Here is a 15682-nt window from a genome sequence, read left to right as displayed (position 1 = left end):
GGGCGTCGGCGGGGTCGCGGGATCTTGCCGGACGTCAACGCGCCCGGGCGGGCCCTGCGCTCCTCATTCGTGAGCGGCGCCGCCGTGGCCCCAGCGGTGATGTCGACGTCGGACGGCGCACCGGCGTCATCGGTGCCGGCAGTGCCATCGGCTGCGGTGCCAGCGGAAACCGCACCGGAAGGCACGTGCTGCCGCAGGTCGATGCGTGATCGGTCGTCGGGCATGGCTGTGGCGTCCGAGTCGTCGGAGGCGTCAGATCGCATGACCAACAGCTTACGCCCGCGTAGGCGGCCGGGCGCCGGAAACCCGGCACGTACCATCGGCGCATGACCATTTCCCCCGGCCCCCTGCCCGGTCCCGACGGCCGGCTGCGCACGCCCTGGGCGCTGGGCAACGACCGCCTGTTGGCCTATTACGACTCCGAGTGGGGCATGCCGGTCCTCGACGAGGCCGGACTGTTCGAGCGACTGAGCCTCGAGGCGTTCCAATCCGGCCTGTCGTGGGACGTGATCCTGGCCAAACGCCCGGCGTTCCGCGAAGTCTTCCACCATTTCGACCCCGACCGCGTCGCCGCGATGGGCGACGCCGACGTCGAGCGCACCCTCGCCGATGCCCGGATCGTGCGCAACCGCGCCAAGATCACGGCGGCGATCGGGAATGCGCGGGCCGTCGTCACGCTCCGCGAGGCCGGGGACCCGCCGACCCTGCCGGACTCCCTGCCGCGCCATGCGCGGGATGCTTTGCGACGGGCCGACCTCCCCCTGCCCGCCGTCGGCCTACCTGCGCTGATCTGGTCGCACCTGCCGGAGGCGACGCCGCGGCCGGCCACCGTCGCGGAGGTCCCCACCACCTCGTCCGAGGCGACGGCGCTGGCGAAGACGCTGAAGAAGCGCGGATTCCGGTTCGTCGGGCCGACCACGGCGCACGCGCTGATGGAGGCGGTCGGCATGGTCGACGGGCACCTCGCCGGGTCGTGGCGGCGCGGGTGCAGCGGGCTGTGGGACGAGTAGGACCCGGCCCGCCCGGCCCAACGGGACACCCACCCCATCCGCACGCCCGCCCCATCTGCACGCCGCCCCGCCCCAACGGCAAACCCACCCCGAATGGCTTAACCCACCCGCTGCAACGGGTGGGTTAGCTCATTCGGGGTGGGTTAAGGCGCCCGACGCGGGGCGTCGTCAAGCAAAAGCTAGACCTTCGACTCGAACCAGGCGATGAGCTCGTCCCACTCCTTCTCGTGACCCTTGCGGAAGTAGCCGCCGTAGCCGACGCCCTGGCCGCGCGCGGGGCGCGCCTGGCGCTTCTCCACGCCGGCGGAACCGGTGAGACGGTCGGTGATCAGGTCCGCCGAGGACTCCTCGGTCCAGTAGTCGTCCGGGATGCGGATCGACAGGAACGGCTGCGTCGCGCGCGCGAAACGGGCGTCGAAGTCGAACTCGCCGTCGGAGAAGAAGTAATCCTTCTTGCGGGCCCACGCGGCCCACTGGCGCATGACGCCCAGCGGCGGCTCGGACGTCAGCTTCCAGCCCGACGCGGGGATGTGGCCGGTCAGCGTCGCGGAGATCGGGCCGATGATGTTGAACAGGGTGAACGCGCGGATCTTGCCCACCAGCGACGGCACCTTGGAAATGCGCATGCCGCGGCAGTTGATCAGCGCGGCGGCGTCGAACGTGCCCTCCGGGCCGGCGTACGCGATGCCGTGGCCGCCGACGGCGTGGCCGACGGCGAAGTGCGGCACGCCGTCGAATTCCTCGTGCGCCCAGTCGATGACGCCGCGGACGTCCTGCGTGATCCAGTCGGACATGCGGATGTCGGCGTTTTCGGGGTCGGACTTCATGCCGGAGCGGCCGGTGCCGCGGTAGGCGTAGGTCACCACGGCGAGGCCCTGGTTGGCCACGTATTCGGCGAAGCGGTGGTAGAAGCCCTCCGGCACGCCGGTGCCGCCGTGGACGGTGATGACCCCGCGGATCTCGCCCGGATTTTCCTGGGGGCGGAAGACCGTTCCGCGCAGGAGCAGGCCGTCGGCGGCGGGAATGATCACGTCCCGGCGGGGCCGGGGCGCGGACTCCTGGGGGCTGGTCTCGGGGTACATGTCGTCCTTCCCCGCCCCGTTCGCGGGGCGCGTGACTGGTCTTTCGTGGCCGTGTCTGTCGGCCCCGAGTCTATGGTCGCGTGAGGGTGGTCACAGGGGTTTCGGGGAATTTCGGGGTTGGCGGGGCTGCTTTACGACGGCCCCACCTCCGTATCGCCCACCGCGCTCCCCGGAGCACCGTGCCCGTGCCGGCTGTTTTCCGCATGTGTCGGGTCGGGGCCCGCTCGTCGATCCTCCGCTCGAGGCACTTCCCGTTCGTGGACGCCCACTTCAGCTCCGCTCGAGCCCCGCCCGAGCCGCGCCCGAGCCGCGCATTTCAATTTCGTCCCTATTTGGCCGGAAAAGTCGGCGAAATAGGGGCGAAGTTGAAGAATTTCGGCACTATTCCTTCAACTTCGCACCTATTTCGCCGCGATCGAGCGCGAAAGTGGGACGATATTGAATTGATGGGGACGAACCCATCAACTTCTTCAGCCGCCACGGCGATGACCTGCGGAAATGGAAAACGCGCCAGACGGCCTTGAGAACGTCTGGCGCGTATGGGAGCAGACGAACCCGGCCCCAACCCCGCTACGAGGAACCTGCGCGATCTACAAGTCGACGTCGCCGTAGGCGCGCTCGTCTTCGATGGGCTCCAAATGCGAGGCGATGTGCACGCCGGGAAAGCGGTCGCGCAGGTCATCTTCCATGGCGTGGAGAATGTCGTGACCATGTTCGATGGACCATTTTCCGGGGACGAGGAGGTGGAACTCGATGAACTCCTGTCGGCCGGAGACGCGGGTGCGCACCTCGTGGACGTCGATGTTGCGGGCGGGATCGCAGTGGGAGCCGAGGATGCGGTCGACGTCGGCGCGGTCGGGGCCGTCCATGGCCTTGTCCATCAGGCCGCCGCCGGCCTCCATGAGCAGCTTGTAGCCGGTGAACAGAATGTTCAGGGCGACGACCAGCGCGATCACCGGGTCCAGCCACCACCACTGCGTGATCCACACCAGGAACACGGCGACGACGACGCCGACGGACGTCCACACGTCGGTCATCAAGTGCTTGCCGTCGGCGGTCAGCGTGATGGACCGGTGCTTCTTGCCCGCCTTGAGCAGGACCAGCGCGACGACGAGGTTGACCACCGACGCCGCGACCGACAGCACCAGGCCCAGGCCGATCTGGTCGATGGGCTGCGGGTTCATCAACCGCCCGATGGATGCGGCGATGATGAAACCGGAGGCGACGAGGATCATCGCCCCCTCGAGCCCCGCGGAAAAGTACTCGGCCTTGGAATGGCCGAACTCGTGGTCGCGGTCCGCGGGCTTGGCGATGACCTTAAGCACCACCACGGCGACCACCGCCGCAACGAGGTTCACCAGCGATTCGGCGGCGTCGGAAAGCAAACCGACGGACCCGGTGACCAGGTAGCCGGAGAACTTCATGACGATCGTCACGATCGCCGCCGCCACCGACAACCAGGCGAAACGACTCAAATCACGCATGGACGGCACTTTACTCCGGCGCATTGGCACCGGCCCATCGGCGCAAGCCGGGCGGCGGGGTGCCGGCTCAGTCGAACTTGTGGAACGCCAGCGCGTTGTCGCGCATGACGCGGGGCATCTCCCATTCGCCGAGGACGTCGAGGATGACGTCGACGTCGCTGCGGTCGAAGCGCCGCGCCGCATGGGTGCCCGGCAGGTCGGTGCCGAACATCAGCGCCCGCGGGTTCGCGGCGTGGATGCGCTCGAGGGCGTCGGCGACGGGGAAATCGAGGCGGCCGAAGCCCGTGGCCTTCACGCGCACGCCCTCCGCGGCCAGTTCCGCCACCCGGTCGATGCCCTGCTCCGACATGCCCAGGTGGTCGATGGCCACCGCCGGCAGTTCGGGCAGCAGTTCGGCGACCTCGGGACGGGAGGAGACGTCGAAGTACACCTCGGTGGTCCACCCGGCGAGGTCGTGGACCTTGCGGGCGAGGTTCTCCAGGTCACCGACGGCGATCTCCTGACCCTTGAACAGGTTGAAGCGGATGCCGCGGATGCCCTTGGCGTCGAGCTCCAGCACGCGGTCCGCGCCGAGATCCGTCGTGCCGGTGATGACGCCGACGAAGTTGCGCCCCTCCTCGCGGGCGAAACCGCGCGAGCGGGCCTCCAGCTCGAGTTCCTCCAGCGCCTCGACCAGCGTTTCCTCGCGGGTTTGCGACGATCCGCCGACGACGACGCCTCCGACCACGCGCGACCAACGGTCGACGTCGGCCATGCGGTCGGTCAGCTGCAGGTACCGGTCCACGGTGAACGGGGGCGGCGCGAATGCCTTGTCCGGCTGCAGGTCGCGCGCCCCGATGATGTGGAAGTGACAGTCGATGATGTCCATCGCCCTCCGATACTACGTTTGCCGGTGAACGACATGCCCGGCTGCGACCCCGATGCGGGGGGCCGGTGGGTCACCCGATGCGGGGGCCGGTGGGCCACCGGGCGCGGGCCGGCGCGTGGGACCGGGCGCGGGCCGGGCTGGCATGCTGGACGCCATGACCGGCCAGCCTTCGACGGGATCCCCCGTGTTCGACGTCCCCGCCATCGGCGCGGGTCTGCCGTTCACCGCGTCCGCCGACGAACTCGCCCGGGCGCTCGAGGGCCTGGTCGCGGTGGTGCAGGCGCCGCCGGGCACGGGCAAGACGACGGTGGTGCCGCCGGTGGTGGCCAACGTCGTCGCCGAGCGCGCGCGGGCGGAGGGGACGCGGCCGGGGCGGGTGATCGTCACGGCGCCGCGGCGGGTCGCGGTGCGTGCGGCGGCGCGTCGGCTGGCGGAGTTGGCCGGCGTCGAGCTCGGCGGCGCGGTCGGGTACACGGTTCGCGGCGACCGCAGGGTTTCACGGGAAACATCGGTGGAATTCGCCACTCCCGGCGTGATCACGCGTCGTTTGCTTCGCGACGGCGACCTGCCCGGCGTTTCGGCCGTCATCCTCGACGAGGTGCACGAGCGCAATCTCGATTCCGACATCCTGCTCGGCATGCTGCGCGACCTGCGGGAGCTTCGCGACGACATGACGCTCGTGGCAATGTCCGCGACCGTGGATGCGCCGCGCTTCGCCGGGCTGCTGGCGTCGCCCGGCGCGCCGGCGCCCATCGTCGCGGCGGATTCGGTGCTGCACCCGCTGGAGGTGCGATGGGCGCCGCCGACGGTGGCCCGGCTGGACCATCGCGGCGTGACCTGGCCGTTCCTGGACCACGTGGCCCGGCAAGCGGCCGATGCCCTCCGTGATGCGCCGGGCGACGGCGACGTGCTGGTCTTCGTCCCCGGCGTGCGCGAAGTCGAGCACGTCATCGGCGCGCTGGAACGGATGGACCTCGCGTCCTCGACCGGTTCGGGGGCGCGCGGCGTCGAGATCCTCGCCCTCCACGGCCAGTTGCGCGGCGATGAGCAGGACCGCGTCATCCGCGGCGGCTCGCCGGAGGGGCCGCGGCGCATCATCGTCTCCACCGCCATCGCGGAGTCGTCGTTGACCGTGCCGGGCGTGCGCGCCGTCGTCGACGCCTGCCTGTCGCGGGGTCCGCGGCTGGATGTGGCCCGCGGGATGTCGGGTCTGGTCACGACGTCGTGCGCGCGGTCATCGGCCGAACAGCGCGCGGGCCGCGCCGCCCGCCTCGGCCCCGGCCTGGCCGTGCGCTGCATCGGCGAATCGGAGTGGGCGGGCCTCGACGCCTGGCCCGCCCCGGAGATCGCCGTCGCCGATCTGACCCGCGCCATGCTCGACGTCGCGGCATGGGGCACGCCCGGTGCCGTCGGCCTGCCACTTCCCGACGCTCCCCCGCCCCGCCACGTCGCCGACGCCCACGCGACGCTGGCCGCGCTCGGGGCGATCGAGGTGGAGCCCGCCGCCCGCATCACCGACCTGGGCAAGGTCCTTGCCGAGCTGCCCGTCGATCCGCGCCTGGGCCGCGCCCTGCTGGCGGGAACGGCGGTGCTCGGTGCCGCCCGCGCCGCCGAGGCGGTGTCGCTTCTCGACGATTCCCCCCGCGGCGACCTCACCCGCTCCTCCGGCCATGGCCGCGATGGCGGCCGCGGGAATGACGGCGGCGGCCGCGACAGCCGCGGCGGCCACCCCGCCAACCGTTCCGGGGCCGACGCCTCCCGCCTGAAGCGCCTGGCCGACGAGCATGCCCCGGCCGTCGCCGACATCTCCCGGACCATGGCCCCGCTGCCCGATTCCGTGCCCGCGCGCACGAAGGCCGACGCGATTGCGCTGGTGGCGGCGCTGGCGTGGCCGGATCGGATCGCCCGGCGACGCTCCCCCGATTCCGACGAGTACCTCTTCACCGGCGGCACCGCGGCGTCGGCCCCACCGGAGTTGCGCGGCCACGATTGGCTGGCCGTCACCGACGTCGGCCGCGCCGGTGGCCGCCTCGCGGGCCGGGCGGGCGCCGTCATCCGGGCGGCCGCGCCGGCGTCCCGGGAATTGGCGTGCTGGGCGGCATCGAGTCTGGCCGGCGAGGTGGTGGACGTGGGCGTCGCAAAGCCCAATGCCGACGCGAAGCCGAAGGTCACCGCCCGGCGCCGGGAACTGCTCGGCGCGATCGAGCTGGCCGCCCACCCGCTCAAGCCTGGCGCGGAGCAGTGCCGGCGGGCGTGGCGCGAATTGTTCGCGGGCGATGCGGGGGCCCTGCGGACGCACGTCGGGTTCAGCGCGGAGGCGGATGCTTTACGACGCCGCCTCGCCCTCCTTCACCGTGAAATTGGTTCTCCTTGGCCGGATGTGAGCGACGCGGGCTTGACCGCACGGGCCGAGGAACTGCTCGGGGCCGTCATGGCGGAACCCACGCCGAGGCCGATCGGCGTCGATCAACTGCGCGGGCTGCTGCCGTGGCCGGAAGCGGCGCGGCTGGACGAACTCGTCCCGGAGCGCCTGGAAGTGCCCAGCGGATCACGCATCCGCGTCGACTACCCGGAAGCCGGGGCGACCGCGCCGCCGGTCCTCGCCGCGAAGCTGCAGGAGTGCTTCGGGCTGGCGGACACCCCGGCGCTGGTCGACGGCCGCGTCCCCGTGCAGCTGCAGCTGCTGTCGCCGGCCGACCGCCCTCTGGCGGTGACGCAGGACCTCCGCAGCTTCTGGGATGGCCCGTACGCGCAGGTCAGGGCAGAGATGCGGGGACGCTACCCCAAGCACCCGTGGCCCGAGGACCCGTGGACCGCACAGGCGACGAAGCGGACGAACCGGCGGAAATAGCGCGGGCCCGGGCCCGGTCCAGCGCCGCCGGGAAGCGGTCACGTGGCCGGCGCCGATCCCGCATCGACCCCGGCCGTACTGCTAGTCGTCGTTTTCGGCGGCGTACGCCTCGGCGTCCATGAGCGGGCCGGCCTCGGTGACGCGGACCTCGTAGATCCAGCCCTCGCCGTAGGGGTCGTCGTTGATGACGGCCGCCGAGTCCTCGAGGTCCTCGTTGACCGCCACGACCTCGCCGGACACGGGCGCGTAGATGTCGGACACGGACTTGGTGGACTCGACCTCGCCGCACGGCTCGCCGGCTTCGGCTTCGGTGCCGACCTCGGGCAGTTCGACGTAGACGATCTCGCCGAGCTGGTCGGCGGCGTACTGGGTGATGCCGACGCGCACCACGTCGCCGGGCTTCACGTCGGTGGAGTTCACCCACTCGTGTTCGGCGGAGTACAGGTAGTCGGTGGGCAGGCTGGCCATGGTGGTTCCTCCTGGTCTTCGGCCCCGGCGGGGCGTTTCTTCGATTGTGGCGGATGGGCGCCGGTCGCGCCCGGTTTTCCCGGGCGGCCGCGGGCGGTTACGTGCGCTTGTAGAACGGGAGCTTGACGACGGCGTACGGCAACGCCTTGCCCCGGATGTCCACGGTCACGCCCGCTCCCTCGATGGGCGTGGGCTTGGCGGGGTCGTCTCCGGTCAGCAGCCCCGCGGCGATGCCGGCGTTGGCGTCGACGTAAGCCAGGGCGATGGGGTGGCCGAGCGTCGGCGACAGCGCACCGGAGGTGACTTCGCCGATGGGGTTGCCGTCGGCGTCGAGAAGCGGATACCCGGAGCGGGCGGCGCGCTTGCCCTCCCCGACCAACCCGACCAGCACCTTCGCGGGGCCGGACTCCTTGGCTGCGACGATGGCGTCGCGGCCGACGAAGGCATCCTTGGATTTCGTGGCGGCGAGGACGCCCAGGCCCGCGTCGACGGGAGTGACGTCGCGGGACAGTTCGTTGCCGTACAGCGGCATGCCCGCCTCCAGACGCAGCGTGTCGCGGCAGGCCAGGCCGCAGGGCACGGCGACGGGGCCACCGCCGTCGCCGTCGTCACCACCGCCGCCGTCACCGCCGTTGCCGTCGCCACCACCATCGCCGCCGCCGAGCCGATCGGCCGCCGCCATGACGGCGTCCCATGTGGCGCGGGCGTCGCCGTTGGGGACGAAGATCTCGAAACCGTCCTCGCCGGTGTAGCCCGTGCGGGCGAGCATGACGTTGATGTCGCCGTCCATGTGGGCCGCGCCGTCCCTGATCGTGGCGGCGGAGACGCCGTGGGCGGCGCCATCGGCGGCGGCATCCCCGGTCGACCCGGGGCGGATCACGCCGAGCATCGCCGCGTAATAGCCGAGGCCCGCGACGGTGGGCACTTCGCCCGCCAGTTCGGCCTCGGTGTCCATCCCGATGATGGGCAGCACGACGGCGGAGACGATCTCCTCCGCGCGCGGGCCCTGGACCGCGATGAGCGAGGTCATGGCGGTCTCGTCGAACACCTCGCAGTCGTATCCTCCGAAGCCCTTGTCCTTCCGGCGCTTCTGCAGCTCGTCGACGACGGCCGGGGCGTTGCCGGCATTGGGCACGACCAGGAACTCCTCCTCGCCGATCCGGTAGACGATGAGGTCGTCGATGATGCCGCCGTCCTCTGCGCAGATCATCGAGTACTTCGCCTTGCCCACCGGCACCGCGGAGATGTTCGAGATCAGGGCGTGGTCCAGGAGGGCGGCGGCCCACCGGCCGGTCACGCGGACCTCGCCCATGTGCGACAGGTCGAAGACGCCGGCGGACTCGCGCACCGCGCGGTGCTCCTCCAGCTCCTTGCCGTAGCGCAGCGGCATGTCCCAGCCGCCGAAGTCGGTGAAGCGGGCACCGAGCTCGGTGTGCAGGTCATGCAGCGCGGTCGTCTTCGGGCCAGACGTACCGGCGGGGCCACCGTCCGGGCCGGCGGCGCCGGCTCCAGCGCCGGCCGGGCCCGTGGCGTCGCCGTCCGGGCGCAAAGGCCCATCGCCGGGGCGCAGGGGGATCACGTTATTCATCGTCGGACTCCTTCTTGTCGGCCGCTGCGGCCTCGGCACCGGCACCAGCACCGCCTGCACCGGCCACGCCGGCCCCGCCGTCGATGTCGAACGCCTCGATCGGCGGGCACGAGCACATCAGGTTGCGGTCGCCGTAGGCGTTGTCGATGCGCCGCACGGGCGGGAAGTACTTGTCGGCGCGCAGCGAATCGACGGGGAACGCGGCCTTCTCGCGGCTGAACTTGCCCCCGCCGACGGCCTCGTCGAAGTCGCCGCGCAGCAGCGACGCCGCAGTGAAGGGTGCGGCACGCAGCACCGACTCCTCGGCGGTGACGTCGCCGGCGATGACCTCGTCGATCTCGGCGCGGATGGTCCGCATGGCCTCGATGAACCGGTCCAGCTCACCCTTGTCCTCCGACTCGGTCGGCTCGACCATCAGCGTGCCGGGCACGGGGAACGCCAGCGTCGGGGCGTGGAAACCGAAGTCCATCAGGCGCTTGGACACGTCCTCGGCGGTGATGCCGGACTTTTTGGCCAGGTCGCGCACGTCGAGGATGCACTCGTGGGCCACCAGACCGTTGTCGCCGACGTAGACCGTCGGAAAGGCGTCTTCCAGCGACTTCGAGATGTAGTTGGCGCCCACCAGCGCCATCCGCGACGCCTCGGCCAGTCCCTCGGCGCCCATCATGGCGATGTAGGTCCACGAGATCGGCAGCACGCCGGCCGACCCGTACCGCGCCGCCGAAACGGGGCGGCCGGACACGGCGTCGAGGCCGCCGTCGGAAAGCAGCTCGCCGGACAACGGATCGGACGGCAGGAAGGGCACCAGGTGCTCGGCGACGCACACCGGGCCGACGCCGGGCCCACCGCCGCCGTGCGGGATGGTGAAGGTCTTGTGCAGGTTCAGGTGCGAGACGTCGCCGCCGAACTCGCCGGGCTGCGCGAGCCCGACCAGCGCATTGAGGTTCGCGCCGTCGATGTAGACCTGCCCGCCGGCCGCGTGGACCTTGGCGCAGACCTCGCGCACGTGGCCCTCGAAGACGCCGTGCGTGGACGGGTAGGTGATCATGATCGCCGCCACCGCGTCACCGTGCTTGGCCAGCTTCGCGTCGAGGTCGGCCAGGTCGATGGAGCCATCGTCGGCGTTGGCCACGGCCACGACCTTGAGGCCCGCCAGCGCCGCCGACGCCGCGTTGGTGCCGTGGGCCGACGCCGGGATGAGCACGATGTCGCGCTCCCCGTCGCCGTTCGCCACGTGAAACCGGCGGATGGCCAGCAACCCGGCGAACTCGCCCTGCGATCCGGCGTTGGGCTGCACCGAGACCTTGGCGTAACCGGTGATCCGCGCCAGGCGGTCCTCCAGGTCGGCGATGAGCTCCAGCCACCCGGCGGCCTGGTCCTCGGGCGCCATCGGGTGGATGCCGGCGAATTCCGGCCACGTGATCGGCTCCATGGACACCGCGGCGTTGAGCTTCATGGTGCACGAGCCCAGCGGGATCATGGTGCGGTCCAGCGCCAGGTCGCGGTCGGACAGGCGCCGCAGGTAGCGCATCATCTGCGTCTCGGAGCGGATGGTGTTGAAGATCGGGTGGGTCAGGACGTCGTCGGTCCGCAGCAGATCCGCCAGGGGCCCGGCATCAAGGGACTGCTTTGCGACGGCGCCCGCCACCTCTTCGCCCGGCGCGTCGTCCACGGCGGGGCCGCCGGAGATGGCCGCGACCAGCGCGGCGACGTCGGCGTCGGTGGTCGATTCGCCGATGGAGACGCCCACGACGTCATCGGAGATGCGCCGCAGATTGAACCCGGCCTCCACCGCGGCGGCGAGGACGACGTCGGCGCCGGGGCGCACCGAGTCGGCGCGGCCGGAGACGTCGACGGCCAGGGTGTCGAAGAAGGTGGCGTGGATCGGCTCGAACCCGGCGTCGCGAAGCAGATCGGCCAGGGCGCAGGCGCGGGCGTGGACGGCCGAGGCGATTTCGCGCAAGCCCGCGGGCCCGTGCCACACGGCGTAGAAGCCGGCGATGACGGCCAGCAGCGCCTGGGCGGTGCAGATGTTCGACGTCGCGCGGTCGCGGCGGATGTGCTGCTCGCGGGTCTGCAGGGCCAGGCGGTAGGCGGGGGCGCCGTCGGCGTCGACGGACACGCCGACCAGGCGGCCGGGCAGCTTGCGCTGGAGCGCCTCGGTGCAGGACATGAAGGCGGCGTGCGGGCCGCCGAAGAACAGCGGCACGCCGAAACGCTGCGCCGAACCGACGGCGATGTCGGCACCGAGCGACCCCGGCGAGGCGATGAGCACCTGCGCCAGCAGATCGCACGCCACCGTGACCAGGCCGCCAGCGGCCTTCGCCGAGGCGATGGGGGCGGCCAGGTCGCGGACCTCGCCGGTGGTGCCGGGGTTGGCCAGGACGACGCCGATCAGCGGCGGCGCCTCTCCTCCGGCTGCCCCGTCTCCTGCCGTTTCGGACGCGGCTCCTCCCTCATCTTCACCGGAGGCGACGGTGGCTGAGGCCAGGGAATCCGCCAGCGCCTCGTCCACGTCGTCGCCGATCTCGACGACCCTGACGTCGATGCCGGCGGCTTCGGCGCGGGCGATGGTGACCGTGAGGTTCTGGCGGTGCAGTGCCGCATCCAGCAGGACCACGCCGCCCTTCTTCGCCGCCTTGGCGTTGCCGCGCGCCATCATCTGGACGGCCTCGGCGACGGCGGTGGCTTCGTCGAGAAGCGAGGCCCCGGCCACCGGCAGACCCGTCAGGTCCGACACGGCGGTCTGGAAATTGAGCAGCGCCTCGAGGCGGCCCTGCGAAATCTCCGGCTGGTAGGGCGTGTAGGCGGTGTACCAGCCGGGGTTCTCCACGACGTTGCGGCGGATGACCGCCGGAGTGATGGTGTCGTGGTACCCGGCGCCGATGAGCTGCTTCTTCACCGTGTTCTTCGCCGCGAACCCGCGCAGGGCTGCGAGCGCCCCGGCTTCGTCGAGGGCGTCGGGAAGCTGGGTGGGCTCGGTCTGGGCGATGTCGGCGGGCAGCGCGGCGGCGGCCAGCTCGGCCGGGGAGTCGTAGCCGAGGAAATCTAGGATCTCGGCGGTGCCGGCGGGATCGGGGCCGATGTGGCGGTGGACGAAGGCGTCGTGCGGGGTGGCCATGCGATGGTCTTTCCGTGACGGGGCGGGGGTCGGATCGCCCCGATCTCCGCCGCCCCGCGATCATGGTCGAGGGCGCGCCGGATCACCGGGGCCCTCCCCGCTCTGTCGATGTGCCCGAGAGCTTTGTCCGGCACGCGCTGCAGTGCGTTGCATCGCGCTGAATTGCGGTGCTGCGTTGCAGTTCGAGCGCTGCCGGGTTTCTCCTGCGGCGGTCGCGGCGCAGACGAGTGCGCGCGACTCTTTCCAGAGGTGCCTCGCTGTGACGGTGCTGGCGCCTGAGAGTGTCCCGGGGAGGAATTGCCCCTACGGCGGCCGGGCGTTCGCTCCGGCCTCTCCCGCCTCAGCTGCTGGCGGCTATGCGGTTGTGGTGCGCGCCGGCCCGGGGGCCGCCGCCTGTGGTGCCCTCTCGACATTACCCACGTCACACCGCCCGTCCCGGAGTTTCGATTGTTAAATCCCGTTTAACTCCGGGCCGGTTCCAACCGGTCCCTGTCGTGGAGATGCCGGAACGCGCACGTGATGAGCGTGGCGAAGGCGACGGCGCCCATGATCCCCTGCAGATTGCCCCACGCCCATTCGGCCGGGTTGAGGGCGTAGCCCCATGGATTGCCCGGGAAAGTGCCGTAGGGGGCGAGGAAGTGAGCCACGAAGAACAGCACTGCGACGCCGACGTGCCACGGGTGGCGCAGCGTGAAGATCAGCGGCAGGAACACCATCATGATCGACCAGTGGTGGCTGACCGTGTACGGGCCGACGAAGCACACCGCCAGCGCGATGACCGCCACGGAGGCCACGCGCATGCCGCGCTGTTCGAAGCGGTACGCGGCGACGCCGGCCAGGATCGCGCCGACGACGAACGCCGCCATGACCAGGATGTTGAGTGCCGGGTCCTGGATCGTCGCCCGCGCCAGCAGGCCGGACAGGGCCTGGTTGGCCTCGTAGGTCGGGGCGCCGCCGCGGTTGCCCTCGAAGAATTCGTCGGTCCAGAAGTAGATCGACTCGTCGAAACGCAACGCCAGCCCGATGGCGGCGGTGACCAGGAACCACAGGAAGCTGGTGAGCACCGCCCGGTAGTCCTTGCGCACCAGGAACACCAGGGCGTAGGCGGCCGGGGTGATCTTGATGCCCGCCGCGAGTCCGATGCCCAGGCCGCGCAGCTTCTTGGGGAAAAAGCCCAGCACGTCGGCGATGACCAGCAGCGCGAGGAAGACGTTGATCTGGCCGAAGTTGATGTTCTCCGACAACGGGTCCAGCAACAGCGCCGGGCCCAGCAGCAGGAAGGCGACCAGCGCCGGCGCGGGGATGCGCAACCGCTTGGAGATCATCCACATCATCGCCCACACCGCCGCGATGGTGCCGGCGGTCCAGATGATCTGCAGCGTCACCGGCCCCGCCCACGTCAGCGGATAGAACAGCAGGGCCGCGAACGGCGGGTAGATGAAGCGGTACCCGGAGCGGGTGGGGAAATCCTCGGAGTAGAGGTCCTGGCCGCGGCGCATTGCCCACCCGGCGTCCTGGAACACCTCGACGTCCATCATGTAATACGTTGCCGCCCGGTACATGTGGAAGCCGATGACGGCGAGGGCGAAGACCCCGCCGATGATTGCCACGAGACGGCGCCACCGGGCGGGCAGCGCGATCAGTCGATCCTGGAGCATGAATCGAACCTACCGCACGCCCCGGATCGCGCCGGGGCCGCGGCGGTAGCGTGGTGCCCATGGAGCACAACGAGTCCACCGGGCCCGTGCCCGCGAGCCCCTCCCCCGCCGGCGCCTCGGTTCCCGCCGATCCCGCGGTGGTCACCGCCCGCCATGACGCGATCCGGGCGCGCATCGACGACGCCGCCCGCGCCGCCGGCCGCGACCCCGCCGAGATCCGCCTGCTGCCGGTGAGCAAGACCGTGCCCGCCGACGCCGTGTTGGCCGACTGGCCCGCGCTGCGCGACGCCGGGTGCCTGACGCTGGCGGAAAACCGCGTGCAGGAGGCCGCCGCGAAGGCCGAGTTCTTCGCCGCCGCTGCCGCCACTGCCGCCGCCGGCAATGGCGCCGCAGCCGATTCTCCCGCCGTGGCCCCCCTTCCCCGCTGGGCCGTCATCGGCCCGCTGCAGACGAACAAGGCCGGCCAGCTCGCCGCCTTCGCCGACGAGTTCCAGGCGCTGGACCGCCCGAAGGTCGCCGCCGCACTGCAGCGCAGGCTGGCCGATGGCAGCGCAAGCCGGACCGGCAGCGGCAACGGCAGCGGCAGCAGCGGCGGCGACGGCGACGCCGGGAACCTCGGCCGCACCCTCGACGTGCTCATCCAGGTCAACACTTCCAACGAGCCGCAGAAGGCGGGCATCGCTCCGTCCGAGATCGCCGCGTTCGTCGAACAGTTCGGCCCCGACGGCCCCTATCCGAACCTGCGCCTGCGCGGCTTCATGACCATGGCCATGATCGCCGACCCGTCCTCCCCCGACGGGGACGCCGACGTGCGGCGCTGCTTCGCCGATCTCCGGGAGCTTCGCGACGGCCTCGCGCCGAACGTGCCCGACGGCGTCACCCTCGACGAGCTGTCGATGGGCATGTCCGGCGACTTCGAGCTCGCCATCGCCGAAGGTGCGACCACCGTCCGCGTCGGCCGCGCGATCTTCGGCGAGCGTCCCAAGCCGTAGGCGGGGCACTCCCCCGGTCGCGTCCCGATCGAGACCCGGCAACTCCCCCGGTCGGGCCCCAGGCTGCGGCCGCTGCAGGTTATCGACGGGCCGTCGTGAAGCACATGCCCCGCCCGGTACCCTGGGAACCATGAACGACAAGGCAGCCCCCAAGTTCACCTGTTCCCGCCGAGGCTTCCTGCTCGGCACCGCCACCACCGCCGCCGGCGCCCTGCTCGCCGCGTGCGCGCCCGGATCCGACGTCGAGCGCGTCGCCGCGGCGGACATCCCCGTCGGCGGTGGCACCGTCGTCGGCGACTACGTGGTCACCCAGCCCGAAGAAGGCGTGTTCAAGGCGTTCTCCGCCCGCTGCCCCCACCAGGGCGGCACCATCAACGCCGTGCGCGACGGCGTGATGATCTGCCCGGACCACAACTCGCACTTCGACATCGAAACCGGCGACGTCGTCTCCGGCCCGTCCCGCCAGCCCGCCGGCACCGCCAAGCTCGGCAGCGAGGGCCAGGAGCTGATCGTCGGGGGTTAATAAGGTGCGGGCGGCCCGAGGGGTTCGGGCCGCCGCA

The 15682-nt window shown here is 71.3% G+C and carries 11 protein-coding genes and 1 riboswitch; of the genes, 4 read left to right on the top strand and 7 right to left on the bottom strand.

All coding sequences use genetic code 11. From position 1 onward, the window contains the following. Positions 1 to 326 precede the first annotated feature (326 nt). On the top strand, positions 327 to 1010 hold the full coding sequence (locus CX1_RS11255; RefSeq protein ID WP_046650379.1) for a DNA-3-methyladenine glycosylase I: 684 nt from the start codon (positions 327 to 329) through the stop codon (positions 1008 to 1010). Between the two features lie 179 nt (positions 1011 to 1189). On the opposite strand, the gene CX1_RS11250 is transcribed toward CX1_RS11255, so the two are convergent. The 3 genes from CX1_RS11250 to CX1_RS11240 form a co-directional block, all read right to left on the bottom strand. Next, the gene (locus CX1_RS11250; protein ID WP_052753180.1) at positions 1190 to 2092 is read right to left on the bottom strand and encodes an alpha/beta hydrolase family protein; all 903 of its coding nucleotides are present in this window, start codon (positions 2090 to 2092) and stop codon (positions 1190 to 1192) included. A 590-nt stretch (positions 2093 to 2682) separates the two neighbouring features. After that, positions 2683 to 3576, bottom strand: coding sequence for a cation diffusion facilitator family transporter (locus CX1_RS11245; RefSeq protein WP_046650392.1), 894 nt, complete (start codon positions 3574 to 3576; stop codon positions 2683 to 2685). A gap of 67 nt (positions 3577 to 3643) precedes the next feature. Continuing rightward, entirely contained in the window at positions 3644 to 4444 is an 801-nt protein-coding gene (locus CX1_RS11240) for an amidohydrolase family protein (RefSeq protein WP_046650378.1), read from the bottom strand. A gap of 154 nt (positions 4445 to 4598) precedes the next feature. Here CX1_RS11240 and hrpB point away from each other — a divergent pair, with 154 nt between their 5' ends. Then, positions 4599 to 7295, top strand: coding sequence for an ATP-dependent helicase HrpB (hrpB, locus tag CX1_RS11235; RefSeq protein ID WP_217994760.1), 2697 nt, complete (start codon positions 4599 to 4601; stop codon positions 7293 to 7295). A gap of 81 nt (positions 7296 to 7376) precedes the next feature. Here hrpB and gcvH read toward each other — a convergent pair whose 3' ends face one another. The 4 genes from gcvH to CX1_RS11215 form a co-directional block, all read right to left on the bottom strand. Next, positions 7377 to 7763: a glycine cleavage system protein GcvH gene (gcvH, locus tag CX1_RS11230; RefSeq protein WP_046651360.1), complete on the bottom strand. Its 387-nt coding sequence runs from the start codon at positions 7761 to 7763 to the stop codon at positions 7377 to 7379. A 97-nt stretch (positions 7764 to 7860) separates the two neighbouring features. Then, entirely contained in the window at positions 7861 to 9351 is a 1491-nt protein-coding gene (locus tag CX1_RS11225) for a glycine cleavage system aminomethyltransferase GcvT (RefSeq protein ID WP_082719334.1), read from the bottom strand. Next, positions 9344 to 12472, bottom strand: coding sequence for an aminomethyl-transferring glycine dehydrogenase (gcvP, locus tag CX1_RS11220; RefSeq protein ID WP_082719333.1), 3129 nt, complete (start codon positions 12470 to 12472; stop codon positions 9344 to 9346). Before gcvP ends, CX1_RS11225 begins: the two co-directional genes overlap by 8 nt. A 253-nt stretch (positions 12473 to 12725) precedes the next feature. Continuing rightward, positions 12726 to 12820, bottom strand: a riboswitch (glycine riboswitch). A gap of 113 nt (positions 12821 to 12933) precedes the next feature. After that, complete coding sequence (locus CX1_RS11215; RefSeq protein ID WP_052753339.1) at positions 12934 to 14130, bottom strand: glycosyltransferase 87 family protein; 1197 nt, start codon at positions 14128 to 14130, stop codon at positions 12934 to 12936. A 59-nt stretch (positions 14131 to 14189) separates the two neighbouring features. On the opposite strand from CX1_RS11215, the gene CX1_RS11210 reads away from it, so the two are divergent. Next, positions 14190 to 15122: a YggS family pyridoxal phosphate enzyme gene (locus CX1_RS11210; protein ID WP_082719332.1), complete on the top strand. Its 933-nt coding sequence runs from the start codon at positions 14190 to 14192 to the stop codon at positions 15120 to 15122. Between the two features lie 130 nt (positions 15123 to 15252). Continuing rightward, a complete protein-coding gene (locus CX1_RS11205) occupies positions 15253 to 15645 on the top strand; it encodes a Rieske (2Fe-2S) protein (RefSeq protein ID WP_046651358.1) in 393 nt (130 codons plus the stop codon). Positions 15646 to 15682: the final 37 nt, after the last annotated feature.

It is taken from the genome of Corynebacterium xerosis NBRC 16721 = ATCC 373, assembly GCF_001552415.1.
Classification (GTDB): domain Bacteria; phylum Actinomycetota; class Actinomycetes; order Mycobacteriales; family Mycobacteriaceae; genus Corynebacterium; species Corynebacterium xerosis.
The sequence above is the reverse complement of the archived record's forward strand: the minus strand, read 5'-3'. Positions and strand labels throughout refer to the sequence as shown.